The sequence below is a fragment of the Lacticaseibacillus sp. 22 genome, assembly GCF_055413445.1.
Genome location: NZ_JBVAYD010000024.1, coordinates 25,286 through 39,396, shown reverse-complemented (window position 1 = coordinate 39,396; position 14,111 = coordinate 25,286). Strand labels below are relative to the sequence as shown.

The 14,111-nt window shown below is 47.7% G+C and carries 21 protein-coding genes; 4 read left to right on the top strand and 17 right to left on the bottom strand.

All coding sequences use genetic code 11. The annotated features are described in order from the left end of the window. On the bottom strand, positions 1-715 hold a 715-nt coding region (locus ACWP87_RS10755), incomplete at its 3' end, for a 5-oxoproline transporter, DUF979 family subunit (RefSeq protein ID WP_029944093.1). After that, the gene (locus ACWP87_RS10750; protein ID WP_005685301.1) at positions 715-1,395 is read right to left on the bottom strand and encodes a DUF969 domain-containing protein; all 681 of its coding nucleotides are present in this window, start codon (positions 1,393-1,395) and stop codon (positions 715-717) included. The genes ACWP87_RS10755 and ACWP87_RS10750, both read right to left, overlap by 1 nt. A gap of 216 nt (positions 1,396-1,611) precedes the next feature. Between ACWP87_RS10750 and ACWP87_RS10745 the strand changes: the two genes are divergently transcribed. Continuing rightward, positions 1,612-2,268: an HAD family hydrolase gene (locus ACWP87_RS10745; RefSeq protein ID WP_014568981.1), complete on the top strand. Its 657-nt coding sequence runs from the start codon at positions 1,612-1,614 to the stop codon at positions 2,266-2,268. Between the two features lie 70 nt (positions 2,269-2,338). On the opposite strand, the gene ACWP87_RS10740 is transcribed toward ACWP87_RS10745, so the two are convergent. From ACWP87_RS10740 to ACWP87_RS10715, 6 genes are all read right to left on the bottom strand, one after another. Then, positions 2,339-2,764: an Asp23/Gls24 family envelope stress response protein gene (locus ACWP87_RS10740; RefSeq protein ID WP_005685299.1), complete on the bottom strand. Its 426-nt coding sequence runs from the start codon at positions 2,762-2,764 to the stop codon at positions 2,339-2,341. Between the two features lie 157 nt (positions 2,765-2,921). Beyond that, on the bottom strand, positions 2,922-3,332 hold the full coding sequence (locus tag ACWP87_RS10735) for an Asp23/Gls24 family envelope stress response protein (RefSeq protein WP_005685298.1): 411 nt from the start codon (positions 3,330-3,332) through the stop codon (positions 2,922-2,924). An 8-nt stretch (positions 3,333-3,340) separates the two neighbouring features. Next, a complete protein-coding gene (locus ACWP87_RS10730; RefSeq protein ID WP_005685296.1) occupies positions 3,341-3,538 on the bottom strand; it encodes a hypothetical protein in 198 nt (65 codons plus the stop codon). Positions 3,539-3,639: 101 nt separating this feature from the next. Then, the gene (gene amaP / locus ACWP87_RS10725; protein WP_005685295.1) at positions 3,640-4,179 is read right to left on the bottom strand and encodes an alkaline shock response membrane anchor protein AmaP; all 540 of its coding nucleotides are present in this window, start codon (positions 4,177-4,179) and stop codon (positions 3,640-3,642) included. A gap of 13 nt (positions 4,180-4,192) precedes the next feature. Beyond that, a complete protein-coding gene (locus ACWP87_RS10720; protein WP_005690075.1) occupies positions 4,193-4,450 on the bottom strand; it encodes a GlsB/YeaQ/YmgE family stress response membrane protein in 258 nt (85 codons plus the stop codon). Positions 4,451-4,691: 241 nt separating this feature from the next. Beyond that, positions 4,692-5,093, bottom strand: coding sequence for a pyridoxamine 5'-phosphate oxidase family protein (locus ACWP87_RS10715; protein WP_005685292.1), 402 nt, complete (start codon positions 5,091-5,093; stop codon positions 4,692-4,694). Between the two features lie 211 nt (positions 5,094-5,304). Here ACWP87_RS10715 and ACWP87_RS10710 point away from each other — a divergent pair, with 211 nt between their 5' ends. Continuing rightward, positions 5,305-6,267: a 2-hydroxyacid dehydrogenase family protein gene (locus ACWP87_RS10710; RefSeq protein WP_014568980.1), complete on the top strand. Its 963-nt coding sequence runs from the start codon at positions 5,305-5,307 to the stop codon at positions 6,265-6,267. An 88-nt stretch (positions 6,268-6,355) separates the two neighbouring features. Here the strand turns inward: ACWP87_RS10710 and ACWP87_RS10705 are convergent, their stop codons facing one another. The 4 genes from ACWP87_RS10705 to ACWP87_RS10690 all read right to left on the bottom strand — a co-directional run bounded on the left by ACWP87_RS10705 (position 6,356) and on the right by ACWP87_RS10690 (position 7,688). Next, the gene (locus ACWP87_RS10705) at positions 6,356-6,550 is read right to left on the bottom strand and encodes a hypothetical protein (protein WP_005685289.1); all 195 of its coding nucleotides are present in this window, start codon (positions 6,548-6,550) and stop codon (positions 6,356-6,358) included. Beyond that, a complete protein-coding gene (locus tag ACWP87_RS10700; RefSeq protein ID WP_005685287.1) occupies positions 6,547-6,789 on the bottom strand; it encodes a hypothetical protein in 243 nt (80 codons plus the stop codon). Before ACWP87_RS10700 ends, ACWP87_RS10705 begins: the two co-directional genes overlap by 4 nt. 46 nt (positions 6,790-6,835) lie before the next feature. Beyond that, positions 6,836-7,303, bottom strand: a complete 468-nt coding sequence (locus tag ACWP87_RS10695) for a flavodoxin domain-containing protein (protein ID WP_005685286.1) — start codon at positions 7,301-7,303, stop codon at positions 6,836-6,838. A 79-nt stretch (positions 7,304-7,382) separates the two neighbouring features. Beyond that, entirely contained in the window at positions 7,383-7,688 is a 306-nt protein-coding gene (locus ACWP87_RS10690) for a hypothetical protein (RefSeq protein ID WP_005685285.1), read from the bottom strand. A gap of 31 nt (positions 7,689-7,719) precedes the next feature. Here ACWP87_RS10690 and ACWP87_RS10685 point away from each other — a divergent pair, with 31 nt between their 5' ends. Both ACWP87_RS10685 and ACWP87_RS10680 read left to right on the top strand, forming a co-directional pair. Then, positions 7,720-8,313, top strand: a complete 594-nt coding sequence (locus tag ACWP87_RS10685; RefSeq protein ID WP_005685284.1) for a hypothetical protein — start codon at positions 7,720-7,722, stop codon at positions 8,311-8,313. Between the two features lie 296 nt (positions 8,314-8,609). Further along, positions 8,610-8,816 carry an LBP_cg2779 family protein gene (locus ACWP87_RS10680; protein WP_003562894.1) on the top strand — a complete coding sequence of 69 codons (207 nt, stop codon included), beginning with the start codon at positions 8,610-8,612 and terminating at the stop codon, positions 8,814-8,816. Positions 8,817-8,934: 118 nt separating this feature from the next. On the opposite strand, the gene ACWP87_RS10675 is transcribed toward ACWP87_RS10680, so the two are convergent. The 5 genes from ACWP87_RS10675 to ACWP87_RS10655 all read right to left on the bottom strand — a co-directional run bounded on the left by ACWP87_RS10675 (position 8,935) and on the right by ACWP87_RS10655 (position 14,058). Then, positions 8,935-9,309, bottom strand: a complete 375-nt coding sequence (locus ACWP87_RS10675; RefSeq protein ID WP_005685278.1) for a DUF1634 domain-containing protein — start codon at positions 9,307-9,309, stop codon at positions 8,935-8,937. Then, entirely contained in the window at positions 9,309-10,151 is an 843-nt protein-coding gene (locus tag ACWP87_RS10670; RefSeq protein WP_005685277.1) for a sulfite exporter TauE/SafE family protein, read from the bottom strand. Before ACWP87_RS10670 ends, ACWP87_RS10675 begins: the two co-directional genes overlap by 1 nt. A 113-nt stretch (positions 10,152-10,264) precedes the next feature. After that, positions 10,265-11,575, bottom strand: coding sequence for a TPM domain-containing protein (locus ACWP87_RS10665; RefSeq protein WP_005685276.1), 1,311 nt, complete (start codon positions 11,573-11,575; stop codon positions 10,265-10,267). A gap of 478 nt (positions 11,576-12,053) precedes the next feature. Then, on the bottom strand, positions 12,054-12,686 hold the full coding sequence (locus ACWP87_RS10660) for an LVIS_2131 family protein (RefSeq protein WP_005685275.1): 633 nt from the start codon (positions 12,684-12,686) through the stop codon (positions 12,054-12,056). Between the two features lie 10 nt (positions 12,687-12,696). Continuing rightward, positions 12,697-14,058, bottom strand: a complete 1,362-nt coding sequence (locus ACWP87_RS10655) for an NAD(P)/FAD-dependent oxidoreductase (protein WP_005685274.1) — start codon at positions 14,056-14,058, stop codon at positions 12,697-12,699. Positions 14,059-14,111: the final 53 nt, after the last annotated feature.

Here is a 14,111-nt window from a genome sequence, read left to right as displayed (position 1 = left end):
TAGCACCTTGGGCAATCACAAATGGAATCCCAATCGCCGCCGTAATGACGGCAAAGGCAGCAAACGCATTACCCATGATGATCGTGAATAATGCCATCGCCACACAGTACAAAATAACCCCGCCAAGATGACTGCCTGCCGGAAATAGACCCGCAATCAACTTAGCCGTTAAAGTGCCAACCCCTGCAGCTGTGAAAACAGCGCCTAATGTTGCCAATAACTGCGGTAAAATACCGGCTGCACCGACTGATCGTACCATCCGTTGGGTATCATTATAAATCATTTTGACGGGTGCCTTGGTCATGATGATCGCCACAATCAATGAGACCGCCGCGCCAATGCCGATCCCGACCTGCCCACCTAACTTGGTAAACTGGGCAACGGCAATTGAAACGATCGCCAGTACAACGCTTGGAACAAACACCCAGCCGCCAAGTCGCTTGGCTGCCTGAGCCGCATGCGCACCGTCAACCGGCTTGATCTTGCCGATTTGAATCTGCTTGAATAAGGCCAAAATACCGATAATAACGACCAAAATACCAACGACCATTGCCGGTAATAGCGTCCCGAACGCAAAAACAATCGCCATGATGATCCAAAACAGGCCGGTTCCGATTCGAGCCGGGTTGTCTTTTGCACGGAAGGCTTCAATCCCGGCAATCGCCATGACAACGCCGATGAGTGCATAAAGAATGAGCAGTAACGTGTCGACCATCACTTTTTGCCTCCTTTGCGCGGCGTTTCTTCAAATTGTCGATCAAACCAGCGATTATAAACCGCCACTACAACCAAGGTGATAATCGCGATCGGAATTGATGCCAGCACCACCTGCATCGGCTCTACCGGATGCTTGAGACTCTTCATCGTACTAGCAATCAGCAAAACGCCAGCGGTTGCGACAAACAAGTTTTGTGCAAAAAAGTTCCCGAAATTATCCGTGGCGGCAGATCGGGCTTTAATCAAGTCGATTTCCTTATCCGTCAGCTTACGTTTCGCTTCTGCCGCGGCGGTAACCATCGGCGTAATCAACGGCCGCACAAATTGAACCTGGCCGGACAAGGAAATCCCAAAGACGCCGCCTAATTCACGAATGACCAAGTAAAGATTCAAAATTCGGCTTGGCGTTAATTTCTTCAGTTTCTGAATCCCATTAACGGCCACTTCTTTCAAGCCATGACTCTCAACCAGTCCGATCATTGGTAAGGTCAGGAAAAACAACGACACCATCCGATTATCCACAAAACTTTGTCCCAGTGTCGTCAACAAATCCGGAATGCTCATACCAGAAAACACGGCTGTCACAATCGCTGCTAGCACAACAACCGCGGTGGTATCCCATTTTAAGGCAAAGCCAACAACAATGATGACGATGCCGAGTAGCTTCAAATATTCCATGATGTTCCCCCTTTGATATTGGTAAAAAGTTTAATAGTTATTGGCAGGAATGTCAATTAGTTAAGCCATGCAACTATTAAGAACAGCCATTATCTAACCCACTATATTGGTCTCGGCTATGAAGACACCCCGACCCTGCCGAATATATCGATACCTTTGTTTTTAAAGACTTGTTCTCAGCCTTGATCATGCTAAGATACTCAAAAAGGTGATTTTATGGATATTACATTTGACTGCTATGGTACTTTGCTAGACACCCGCCCCATTCGAACCCAGTTTATGACCTTCAGTGCTCGTCATGGTATTGACGGTCAGGCTGCATGGCACCAATTCGAATCGTGGGAGGATCGCCTCATGTATGGCGAGACCACCTTGCCTTTCACCACCTTATTGAAGCGCGATCTGCAATATCTTGATATGACTTTTCACACCAATTCACTATTTAGCCATTATTTTCATGATTTATTTGAGTCCTATATTAACTTACAACCATGGCCAGAAGTCATCCCCGCATTGCAGCAATTGCGCCAAGCCGGTCATCGAATCATCATCATGTCCAATTCCACCCCGGATTTAATGACCCACCACTTTGACCAGCTGGAGCACCAAGTTGATCAAGCCATTTTACCGGAGCAAACGCATTGTTATAAACCGACTTTGTCCTTTTTTACCACGGCCGAAACCCGACTCAACCAACCCCATCTCCACGTGGCAATGGGGTATTGGTGGGATATCGTACCCTGTCATAAACTCGGCTGGCCTTGCGTATGGATTAATCGCCAGCAATTATCACCACTACCAGACATAACGCCGACTTATTCCCTGCCGAATCTGACAGAACTACCCGCGTTGGTCGAAAAAATTGCTTCTTGAACGTCAAAAAGGGATAGCCCCCGATGGATGATGGGCTATCCCTTTTTACCGGTTTATATATATTGACTCATTAAGCCGGCTGTAATTCTTTGTCGCTGTTCTTGTCACTGTTTTTAGCTTCATTGCGGGCAATTTCTTCTTTTGTCAGCATGTTCTTGACGGTCATTTTCACTTCTGTCACATTCAGACCGGTCATCTGGCGAACGTTTTTGGCAATTGCCATGGTGACTTTGTTGAAGATTTCCGGCACATTCTCACCATAGCGCACCGTTGCATCAAGTGTGACTGAAACGTCCTGGTTATCGCTCAAATCAACGTTAACGCCTTTGGTCGGGTCTTCATCCTTGCTGAACATATCCGTAAGATTAGCCATCATGCCGCCTTCAAGCGAATAAACACCTTCGACTTCATTGCAGGTAATCCCGACGATTTTTGCGATCACAGCATCATCGAACTTCAATTCCTTATTGATTCCGTTGGGTTTCTTGTTGTCCATTAAAATCTCTCCTTTAAAATGAGTGTGAACCGGCGCGTTTAAGGATCGGAGTGTAAGCGGCCTTGGGCGTGATGGTCGCACTTTGACCATTGCAACCGAGGTCCTTACACGCTGATCCCTGCGCTGGCGAACGCGTTATGGGGTCCCTTAGCGCCGATTAGCGTTTTTGCCATTCCCGCTTCGTCAAAACATCTTTGACATGCATGTTTAATTCGACTAACTGCAAACCCGTCATTCGTTCAATTTGCGCGCTGATTTTCTCACACAATTGTTTGAAAATGGCTTGTGCGTTGCTGTCGAATTCTAGGAAAACATCCATATCAAGGGCCACTTGTTTTTCACCGACTTCAGCGGAAATGCCTTTGGTCAGGTTCTCGCCACTTGAGAAGGTTTCAGTCAGGTTATCCATCACCGAACCATCCATCCCTAGAATGCCATCAACATTTTGTGCACAAATTGCGGCAATCTTTTCGACGACCTTATCTTCAAATGTTAAGCGACTGTTGGCCATCAGTGTTTCCTGATGACTTGCAACTGATGCTGGTTTTGGCGGTGCTACTGCATCCATCTACTCACCTACTTTCCTTTGCTAAATGCATCTTTACCCGCGGTCAGCCAACTTGTGAACGTCGCCCAATTAGGCACCAGATAACGTTCAACGAGCCAGCCTAAACCGCCGAATATCAAGACAAGCAACATGCCCATAAACCCGAAACGCATCCAGGCAAAGGCTAGTATGACGCCGACAACAGCGCCAATGGTTCCTTGCTGCATCGTGTATCACCCTTTCGTAGCTGATAACCACTGCTGCCACCGGTGCCAGTTACGGCCACCCGCTTTGAATGACGGTCAGTGATCGATCAAAGTCGTTTGAACTAAATGACCCGCGCAGTCTTGGCTTTTACTTTCGTTGCTGGAAGTAAATGTACCCGGACATGTTTGACTGGAACGCCGAGACACGCTTGCAACTTCTGGCGCGCAGTTTCTTCGATACGCTGCGCCTCTTGTTTTAGTTCCTTGACGTTTCCGGAAAAGGCCTCAATCCGCATCCGCGCCACTTGCTTCTTGCGGATGCTGACATCAACATCCACCGACTTGGCAAAATGCCGGTCGACAATCGCTTTGGCTACCGTATTTTCGATGGCACTTTTATCAAGTGTCAGATCACCATCGTCACCGGCTAGAATCAAAGCATTGGCGGTGGAGCGGCGGAAGATAGCGACAAGCAGCATGATGACAAAAACCAGAATCACAAGCCCGGTTAGTCCAATCATCACAGGACGTAACCAACCGGCCTGCTGTACGTAAAAGCGCGTAAATTCGCGATTGGGCCACAGCAACAGGCCAAAGCCAATACTCTGAAGTAAGCCGCAAATCGCAACAATACCGAACAATACTTTCGTGATCGGTTTCATATCCTGCCGCCTCCTATGCCTTGCGCCGAGTCGTGCCCAGCAACAAGGAAACAAGGAAGACGACGATGATAGCTCCGATAATGGCAGGAATCAAAGCCATACCAGCCAGTGATGGTCCCCAGCTACCAAGTAACGCCGTGCCGAGCCATGCACCGATAAGCCCACCGATAATATTTCCGATCCAGCCAAGTGGCATGTCGCGTCCAACGATCAGCTGACCAATACAACCAATCACCGCACCAATAATCAGTGTCCAAATTAAATGCATCATGGTTCTCACCCTTTCTTTTGGTTGACATCTTTCTGACTATCTTAAGCTTAACGAACCGGCCTGATCATTCGCAATAAATATGCTAATAATAACAATTAGTATTTAATTCAACACACAAAAAAGCCCGCCGTTATGCACTTTGTCACAACGGCGGGTTATGAATTTACTAATTAAAAAGATTAACGGAATTGTCCGTATCGCCTTACAAGCCTAAAATCACGCCGATATCATCAACGCGGCATTAGCCTTCGATCAAATCACCGGCACTTGGACCGGCATCCAGCTTATAGATGCGATCGACATTGATAACAACCGCACTGATAGCTGCAGGTAAATGACGCTCCTTAGCAAAAGCCTGCGCGTCTTCAAAGATTTGATCATCGTTGTGAAATTCAACGGTGCCTTCAAACCGGAAGCCCTTCAAAGCTTTGTAATCAACCGTTGCTACGGCTGCTTTCTTTGAATACTGCAAGTTATGCCAAGCCTGCTTGCCGGTTTCTTCGTTATAGATCAAATGGTGATCATCCAAAACCCGCATGGTACCTTTAGGGCCGACTTGCGGATTACCATTTTCATCAGCCGTCGCCAAGTAGTTCAGCTGTGCACCGATCATATCTTTCATATCTTGCGTTAAAGTTGCCATCAACGATCAATCCCCTTTGCTTACTTTTTGTTACCAAAAACAGTGTAACACAAATGAGTCGTGCACGTCATATCTTGCCTCTTTTTTTCAGGCTTCATATTAACAAGGTTATTCTTTGGCTCGAAGTTACGAGTCAATCACACTTTTTTCTCTGCGCTGTATTAAACTAAAAGTGAGTCAGATACGGATGACCACAGAAAGGTGGATATTCATGGCACAAGTTTATATTTCTGCAACCTTACCGAAATCGGCCAACAACGCTTTGAAACGTGCAGGCGTGGACTTTGAAGCCTATCGCGGTAAGAGCTTGATTACCGAAGCCGAGCTCCAGGCACATTTAAGCGATGCAAAAGTGCTTATCACCGCGCTATCGACTCCGGTAAGCGCCGCAACATTGGCAAAAGCGCCTCATTTGAAACTAATCGCAAATTACGGCGCTGGTTTCAATAATATCGACATCACTGCTGCTAAAGCGCATGGTGTCCTCGTGACCAACACCCCCAAAGTATCAACCACGTCAACTGCCGAGGTGACGCTAGCTTTAATGCTCGCCGTTTTACATCGCGTCACAGAAGGCGATCGGCTCATGCGCGGTCCCGGGTTCTCCGGCTGGGCGCCAACCTTCTTCTTAGGCCATGAACTCGCCGGCAAAACCGTGGGCATTATCGGTATGGGGCAGATCGGTCAGGCAGTTGCCAAACGTGTTCATGCTTTTGATGCGAACATCCTTTACACGCAGCATCATCAACTGCCACCGGAAAAAGAGCAAAGCCTAGGTGCCACCTTTACGGATCAGGCGACACTCTTGCAACAAAGCGATCTTGTCACCCTTCACCTGCCATTAGTCCCGGCTACCCACCATTTGTTGGATGCTCAGGCACTGGCAACCATGAAACCGAGTGCTTATCTGATCAACGCCGCACGCGGTCCCTTGATTGATGAAGCTGCCTTACTTGAACAACTCACGGCGCATCGCCTCGCTGGTGCTGCGCTGGATGTCTACGAAGCCGAACCCCATGTCAGCTCAGGACTAAAGGCCCTTGATAATGTGGTTTTGACCCCGCATATCGGGAACGCAACAGTCGAGGCGCGTGATGCCATGGCAAAAATTGTTACGGATAACACTTTGGCGATTTTGTCAGGCAAGCAGCCGCGCTATATTGTCAACGACTAAGTTACCGGTCAACGAAGCAAAAATGCCAACCAAGCCACGGCGCAAATTTTCCGGCCGCGGATTGATTGGCATTTTTTGAATGATTATTTTAAGGCTTGCGCGAATGATGTACGGGCCAAAGATTGGCAAGCAGTAAAGCAAGGTCAACGCCGAGAATTAAGCCAAGACTGCCAACCAAAAAAGGATTCGCGATTTGTTCTTGCTGCATTAAACCATAAAGAACTCCGATAAGAATGACAGCAACTACCACCAAGGCCACGCGATACCAGACTGTCTTCGTCATAAGTGAGCTAGGATCGTATACTTGCCAACATCTTTGTATGCGCCTTTAGCCTGCGAATCAGGTGTGCCGGCAGCCTCATAAAAGACCGAATACTTGCCGTCTTTATCTTTGGCAACTACCAAGCCTTCATCAACGACATGCTGTGCTTTGTAAATCTGCGCACTACGCCGAGCAGCTGCGAAGTCGAAATCATTGGCAACTGCATCGCCGGGATTGAAGAAAACAATTTCCTCACTCATGAAGATCCCCTCGCTTTCTGGCTTTAGTATACCACGCGCCAACGGGTCACTTCTTGTTTTGCAGCGTTTCGGTTTTTTTGATCAGATGCTGGGTAAATGTCGCAAACTGAGGCATCTCTTCTTGTTTAACGTTTAAAGCAATCTTGACCGCGGTTGCGCCTTGAACTGCACCGCTAGCTTTCAAAACGGCTTCAAATTTTTCCGGAGCGGTATTATAATCCTTGCCATAATAGGGATCACCCGTACCCAGCACTCCAAATACCAATGGCTTAGCCGAAAAATCCAGCTTACTTAAGTCATCATAAAAGTCTTGGGTCTCTTCAGGGATCACGCCGCCAGTCCAGGTATAAGTTGCCAGCACCAACACGTCAAAGTCTTTAATCGTTGCCGGATCTGTCTGAATCATTTCGCCAAGCGTGACATCCCAACCATAATGCTCAAAGAACTGCTGTTCAATCCGAGCCATTCCTTTCGCGTTGCCTGTGATTGATGCATATAAAATAATCGCCTTCATCGTCCTCACCTCATTACCTTCAGTATACTGATAACATAGAGGATGTAAAAGCTTACACGCCCAGCTAATCTGGCTACAGTTAGCTAGCTGTTTCAACCGCCCCTTCGCCTTGAAGAATGAAATGAACGGCATCCGCTAATTCATTTTCCTTGAAAAACTTAATTTCCTGATGCCCGGAAAAATCATCAACTTCAATAATTGGCTCAAAACCGTTAAAACGTCGCAGCTCCTGACGCAACCATGCATCCCAGACCTGAGTAGCCAAGCCCTGATGCTGGCTGAGGTTTCGCCGAATAATGATATTCTTATTATCCCAAATCCGCACGCGCAGTTCCCGATCCCGTTGACTGGCTGCCAGATCCTGCAAATAGGCATAGTGTTCCATAAGCTCACCTTACCTTTCGATCAAGGCAATATTGCGCTATTCTAAGACTAGCGATTACCTTGTCCGGAAAACATCAAAACAATATCTGTATGAAAAAGAGATTGTTAAACGAAATCGTTTCACTAACAACTGGGAGATGATAACCATAGCCGATCAAGATCCGTTCTATGCATGGCATCGTTTTCGAAAGGCTATCGTTTTGCATACTCCAAATTCCTTACTCCGCGCGCTTACCGTGTTGATCATGGCACCTTATATGCTTTGGGGATTGTTTATCTTTGGCATCACACTCATATCTCTGTTTGCAACACCAACTGCTTTATTTGATCAGCTAATCACCGATGCCACCGCTTTGCTTTGGAATCCGCTTATGCTAACCTTGCAAGCCTCAACTTTTCACTCAACATCCAATGGGTGGTTATGGCTTTTGTTAATCAGCTTTTGGTTTATCATCCTCAAAGTCCTGTTGAAGGGTATCCAGCTCGTCAAGAAAAGAAAGCTTTATCAACAACTTGTAACCGGGCAAGCATACATTGTCGCCATCGGGTCAAGGCGTGTATTTTACGATCGCGATCATCACGCATATGAACTTACACACCATCCGCTTAAATGGTGGCACTCCTAATCAACTAACCAACGTTGCAGCTAACAGATGCGGTTCTTAATTAACGAAGCGATCCCATTTCCTTAGTGCATCTTTATTATACAAACACTTGTTCGGCTTTGCAATCATTAAGTTTCACCCATGTATTTAGTCGACGAACACGGCATCTGCAGATTTTAGACTTTTCTTCAGTCATCGTTACGATATGCTTGAAAACCTTCAAATCAATGGTGTTAAAGTTACGATTGGATGTCATACGTGCGCATAATGACAAAAATCGTTATACTGTTAGTAAAGGTTCACGAGGAGGAATCGTTTTGGCTGAAAAAGATCAAATCAGTGCATTTTCACGGGAAATTATCGACTTCCAGCGTAAAAATCATCTAACGGACACAGAGATGGCGCTTAACAGCCATGTATCAGTTGAACATATTCACAATATTAAATCCATGCGTGAGATGCCGGATTCTTCCGTCGTTGCCACGCTGAAGGACTACATGGAACACAAGCCAAGTGGTAAGTAATGGCGCCCCGCGAAGGATGACCAATTGCGTGCTAAACGCCACTCATCATCCAGACGAAGTATCAAAATAGCGCTTTTGCACCGGATCAATAACCCGGTGCAAAAGCGCTATTTTTTAATTAACGGTTGCCCAGATACCCAATCGTCATGGCGCCGAGCAGGATAATCAAAACGGCGGTGGTAATCCACACGTACAAGTGATCGTGTTCAACCGCAAACGCATAGATTGATACCACGACGCGCAAAACCGGCGTCAGAATCAGCAAAAAGATCCCCGTCATCAGGATAGCGTAAGGTTTCAGTGCCGCCGTGCCGCTTATAATCGCACCAATTCGCGTTGGATGAACACCGGCCGGATAACCGGTTGATCCGCTGACCAACAAGAGTATCAAGCCAAAAATAATCACGACTGCCGCCAAAATGACCCCAATCTGCATCACTTTACCAATCATGATTTCAACATCATCGATTTCGGTTTTGAGTTTCTTATCCATCAGATATTCACCCCAAATCCTTTAAGTGCCATCTGGATGCCCATATACCCAATCACCGGAATGAAAATCAGCCGCAAGACTTTATTTGGCAGAACCTGCATCACCCGCGAGCCCACCGTTGCACCGACGAGAATTCCGATCGCAAGCGGTGCGGCAATTTGTGGCTGAAGCTGACCGCCAAAATAATAAACTGTTGCACTGGCGGCCGCCGTAACTCCCATCATGAGGTTACTGGTTGCACTCGATGGCTTCAACGGCATATGCATAATCGTATCCATGGCAATCACTTTAAAAGCGCCACTCCCGATACCCAGTAGCCCTGATGCAATCCCGGCACCAAACATCATCGCAAAACCGCCTGGAACATTCGTTACCGTATAATTAACTTCTTTTCCAGTTGCCTTGTCAAAATACGTCCCATTCAGGCGTAATTTTGTGGCCATCGCATCAGGGGTTGTTTGGCGCACACCATCATCTTTCATCCGCAGCTTGCGAATCATGTTGAAGGCAGAAAATATCAACAATGCGCCAAATAAGATATACAATACCTTGCCATTCACCAGGCCAGTGATAACCGCACCAATGACGGCCCCAACCGTTGTCGCAATTTCCAAAAACATGGCCACCCGTAAATTCAGCATTTCATCTTTTAGATAAGCAATAGTGGCACCCGAACTGGTCGCAATGACCGAGACAATGCTGGCACCAATCGCATATTGAATCGGCAATCCCATTAACATTGTCAAAATCGGGGTAATAATCATCCCGCCGCCGATTCCCAGCACGGCTCCCAGAATACCGCCTAGCACCCCGGTACCCATTAACAACAGCATCTGCTCCATTTATCTAGCCTCATTTTTGAATTTAATGGCGGTAGCTACCTGCCACCCATCGTTTTAAATATATTTTTTATGTTAGCCTACGTGTTGCGTCACTTTCAAGGGTCGGGTCTAGCTTACCAGCTACCGCCAAAACCACCGCCGCCACTAGAACCGCCACCGAAGCCACTTCCAAAGTCATCGGAGTCGCCACTATGACTGCTAGTCGCCGAGCCAAAATCACTGATAACCCACAATGGCACATCGGATTGACTCAAATCCTGATCTTGATCGGGATGGCGAATATGGAAAAGAATAGCGGAAAAAGTGGCGGCTAGCGTTGCATCTGAGAAGGTATCAGTCGGTTTAACTTTTGCCAGGAACTTAGACCAGGTCGTCACCGCTGCTTGCCCGGCAACACTTTTCTGTTCATTCAACCAGGCCGTGAAAGCTGCTTCGTAAGGTTGTCCGGTTTTAAACCGATCTGCCAGCGCCGGGTTTAACAATTCAGCCACCGCGGCAATGGTCGGCGCATTCACCAGTGTCTGATCTGGCAACTTGCGAAGGGCTCCGCGAACGTTGTCATAGTACCAATAAGGGTGCGGCACCATCATTCGGACTTTTCGCGTCCACGATTCAAATCCCCGCCTTGTCAAATTCGCCATCCCGATCACGCGCAATTTGTCATGCGACCAAGCGAAGCGAAATAGCGGAACCGCCGCCGTGTCTAATTGCAGTTTAATCCCGGCAGCAGTCACAGCGGCATAGATCGGTAACGTCTGCATAGCAGCTACATGGGGCATCGCATCACGTAAGCGAGCGGTTATGGCAGCATGAATGATGAAGAAGAGCACCATCATGCCGACCACTACCAAGGCCACCGTTATCAAAAGCTGCTTGACGGCGGCATCATGGGCGCGCTTGGCTTTTATCTGTGTCGGCGTGGCAATGGCGCTTTGATGAGCCGCAACCCGCTTACCGATATTTGTCAAAAACAACGCAATGGCATGATCGTAGTCTTCCGCTTTAAGCAGTTTTTTGACCGAGCCAGTGACAATCTCATCGGCACTGCCATCTGGCACCACATCTTCCAGTCCATAACCCACTTCCAGCCAATATTTACGATCTCGGCGTGAAAGCACCAGTAAAAGGCCGTTATCCCAACCTTTTTTGCCAATTCCAAGCTTAGCAAACTGCTCATTGGCATAGTCTTCAATCTCTTCATCATGCAAGGACGTGACGGTGATCACGGCAATTTGGGGATGACCGGTTATTTTGGCAAAGGTTTGGTCGTTCAGCTGTTTGATAACCGTCTTACTTTCAGACCCCATCATGTTGCCATTATCTCGATACCATTTACCTGAAGCGGCTTGAACCGGTTGCAGCCCCGCAAGACCAAAGCCCAAAAGCAGCAACAACGGCAGCAGCCACCAGCTGCGATGATTCATCTGCAAACCTCCTAATAAACTGAGCGCGAGCCGGCGCGGTTAGGGATCGGAGTGTAAGTGGCCTTGGGCGTGATGGCCCGCTCTTGGCCATTGCGACCAAGGTCCTTACATGCAGATCCCTGCGCCGGGGAGCGCGTTATGGTGAGCGCGAGCCGGCGCGGTTAGAAGTCGGAGTGTAAGCGGCCTCAGGCGTGATGGCCCGCTCTTGGCCATTGCGACTGAGGTTCTTACACGCAGACTTCTGCGCCGGGGAGCGCGTTATGGTGAGCGCGAGCCAGCGCGGTCAGCAAGCACCTTTATATTACTCATTTCAAATGCTTTCATCATACCATGTACCGCGGACTAATCGATTCGGCTAAGTCAAAAAGCACACGCAGAATCGCGGCTGCTTCGTTTTTTCTAAGCTTGTCAATCGAAAAAAGATCGCTGATGCCGCATTTCCCACCAGCGATCTTTCAAATTGTTTAGTTAACGCGCTTTAATCTTCAACCGGATCAATTTCAACAAATGTATCATTAGGCACCCGTAAAATCGAAAACCGATCGGCACTGTGACCGACATGCATGCCTAAGCCGTTAAGAAAACCAGGCTTATACTGCGCCGATACAGTTGCGACATAGGCACGATCAGCGCTTTGATCCAGTTTTTTAAGTTCCTTTTTGGACCACGGATATGCGGCCGCTCGCGGTGTCAGTGGTTGGCTGCCGGAGCTCACTTCCGCGTTATGACTCGTGTTTTCATACTTGGCGCCTTCTGTCCAATAAGTATAGTACAAAATCGGATTCTTACCATTTCCCGTGCGAACCCGTACATAAAAGGAATGTTCATCACCGGTCTGCAAAATAAGTGGTTGTGCACTGTGGCTAATCGTCACCTCATGGCTATCCCGGTAGTCAATCGGACGCAACCAACTCACCCATACCATTCCGGCGACCGCTAGCAACAACACCGCGACTTCTACCAGATCAACCAACACGACGGAAGGGGAAACCTGCCGCCCGGATTTGACGATAGCTTTAATATGTCGCCGCCGAATATGCCAAATGATGAAGAATAGGTAGGCGATCAGGATCACCCACGCGAACAGTCCGATAAGATTCCACGAATTCATAATTTTCCCCCTACACCGCTGAGTTGTCTGCTTGTGCTACAGCCAATTGTCCTAACAAATTGAGATAATGCCACGGTTTATCATAATTCGGATTAAAGAGCATATCGACATAGGCCAGCTGATCAATGGTATTACGATTTTGAATCATCACCGAAATCAAATTGGCCGCATTGGCAACATCATACTTGCTGTAAAACTGTGCGCCTAGTATTTGACGATTACTGGTATCATAAACCAGCACCATGGTAATCTTCACCGTGTGCGGCATAAATGGCGGTCGAAAATCATCAACCATCGTCACACTGGCTGCCGGCAGTTGATTGCGCTTGGCGTGAGCAAGCGTCAGCCCCGTGACCGCCAGACTATGATCATACAATCTTAACGCACTGGTTGCCTGTGTGCCCATATACTTGATCGTTGGGCCAAAAATATTTGCACCTGCCATTTTTCCTTGACGCACCGCATTCGTTGCCAGTGGCGCATACGCATCTTTACCAGTCGGATTAAAATGCACCGCAACCGCATCCCCCGCCGCAAAAATATCGGGATCGCTAGTTTGCATATAATCATTCACATGAATTGAGCCATCATGATTCATTTTAACCTGACCAACCAACAACTCGGTCATCGGACGAAAACCAACGCAGACAACTGCCAAATCAGCTTGAATCTCACCGTGATCCGTCTGAATGAAAACATGCTCCGCGTCACTATCGAAATGGCGTGCCACCGTGTTGACTTTTAATTCAACGCCATGCTCCGTTAATACTGAAGAAATTTCTCGACTAAGCGGTAAATCCACATAATGGCTCAGCAACGGCGCAACTCCATTAATTAAAATCACGTGTTTTTGATTACGACTATAAGCCTCTGCCAGTTCAACGCCAATGTAGCCGCCACCGACAATTGCAATCGTTTCGGCATCTTTGGCACTCTCCTTGATTCTACGTGCATCATCATAACTTTTACACATCAAGACCCGCGGAACACTCACACCGGAAACCGGTGGAATAACCGGATAGCTGCCAGTTGTCATAATCAGCTTGTCGTACGGATAATGCTGTTGTGTGCCTGTCTTCAAATCTTCAGCCACAATCACATGACCGGCACCATCAATGGATAAGACGTCATGTTTTAAGTGAACATGCACGTTGGGACCTAATGCTTCGAGTGAGGCCGGCGTTGCGTAAAACATGTCCTCCAACCGCCCGACCGTGCCTTCAAGGTACAAGGCAATACCACATGAAAGAAAAGAGATGTCTTCACGACGTTCAAAAACATCTACTTCCGTTTCCGGGTGCCTCATCAACAGTTCGCGCACTGCCGCAGTTCCTGCATGCGTACAGCCCACAACGACAACTTTCATCAGCATCTGCCTTCCCTTCTAGATGGTTAATAAGGACATTATGACACGAAAACGGTGAA

Coding starts and splice junctions, on each gene's coding strand:
- ACWP87_RS10655 (WP_005685274.1), bottom strand. CDS start 14,058: ATGCTGATGAAAGTTGTCGTTGTGGGCTGTACGCATGCAGGAACTGCG.
- ACWP87_RS10720 (WP_005690075.1), bottom strand. CDS start 4,450: ATGATGCATTTAATTTGGACACTGATTATTGGTGCGGTGATTGGTTGT.
- ACWP87_RS10700 (WP_005685287.1), bottom strand. CDS start 6,789: ATGAGTGAGGAAATTGTTTTCTTCAATCCCGGCGATGCAGTTGCCAAT.
- ACWP87_RS10745 (WP_014568981.1), top strand. CDS start 1,612: ATGGATATTACATTTGACTGCTATGGTACTTTGCTAGACACCCGCCCC.
- ACWP87_RS10710 (WP_014568980.1), top strand. CDS start 5,305: ATGGCACAAGTTTATATTTCTGCAACCTTACCGAAATCGGCCAACAAC.
- ACWP87_RS10735 (WP_005685298.1), bottom strand. CDS start 3,332: ATGGATGCAGTAGCACCGCCAAAACCAGCATCAGTTGCAAGTCATCAG.
- ACWP87_RS10695 (WP_005685286.1), bottom strand. CDS start 7,303: ATGAAGGCGATTATTTTATATGCATCAATCACAGGCAACGCGAAAGGA.
- ACWP87_RS10705 (WP_005685289.1), bottom strand. CDS start 6,550: ATGACGAAGACAGTCTGGTATCGCGTGGCCTTGGTGGTAGTTGCTGTC.
- ACWP87_RS10670 (WP_005685277.1), bottom strand. CDS start 10,151: ATGGAGCAGATGCTGTTGTTAATGGGTACCGGGGTGCTAGGCGGTATT.
- ACWP87_RS10740 (WP_005685299.1), bottom strand. CDS start 2,764: ATGGACAACAAGAAACCCAACGGAATCAATAAGGAATTGAAGTTCGAT.
- ACWP87_RS10675 (WP_005685278.1), bottom strand. CDS start 9,309: ATGGATAAGAAACTCAAAACCGAAATCGATGATGTTGAAATCATGATT.
- ACWP87_RS10690 (WP_005685285.1), bottom strand. CDS start 7,688: ATGGAACACTATGCCTATTTGCAGGATCTGGCAGCCAGTCAACGGGAT.
- ACWP87_RS10715 (WP_005685292.1), bottom strand. CDS start 5,093: ATGGCAACTTTAACGCAAGATATGAAAGATATGATCGGTGCACAGCTG.
- ACWP87_RS10665 (WP_005685276.1), bottom strand. CDS start 11,575: ATGAATCATCGCAGCTGGTGGCTGCTGCCGTTGTTGCTGCTTTTGGGC.
- amaP (WP_005685295.1), bottom strand. CDS start 4,179: ATGAAACCGATCACGAAAGTATTGTTCGGTATTGTTGCGATTTGCGGC.
- ACWP87_RS10730 (WP_005685296.1), bottom strand. CDS start 3,538: ATGCAGCAAGGAACCATTGGCGCTGTTGTCGGCGTCATACTAGCCTTT.
- ACWP87_RS10660 (WP_005685275.1), bottom strand. CDS start 12,686: ATGAATTCGTGGAATCTTATCGGACTGTTCGCGTGGGTGATCCTGATC.
- ACWP87_RS10750 (WP_005685301.1), bottom strand. CDS start 1,395: ATGGAATATTTGAAGCTACTCGGCATCGTCATCATTGTTGTTGGCTTT.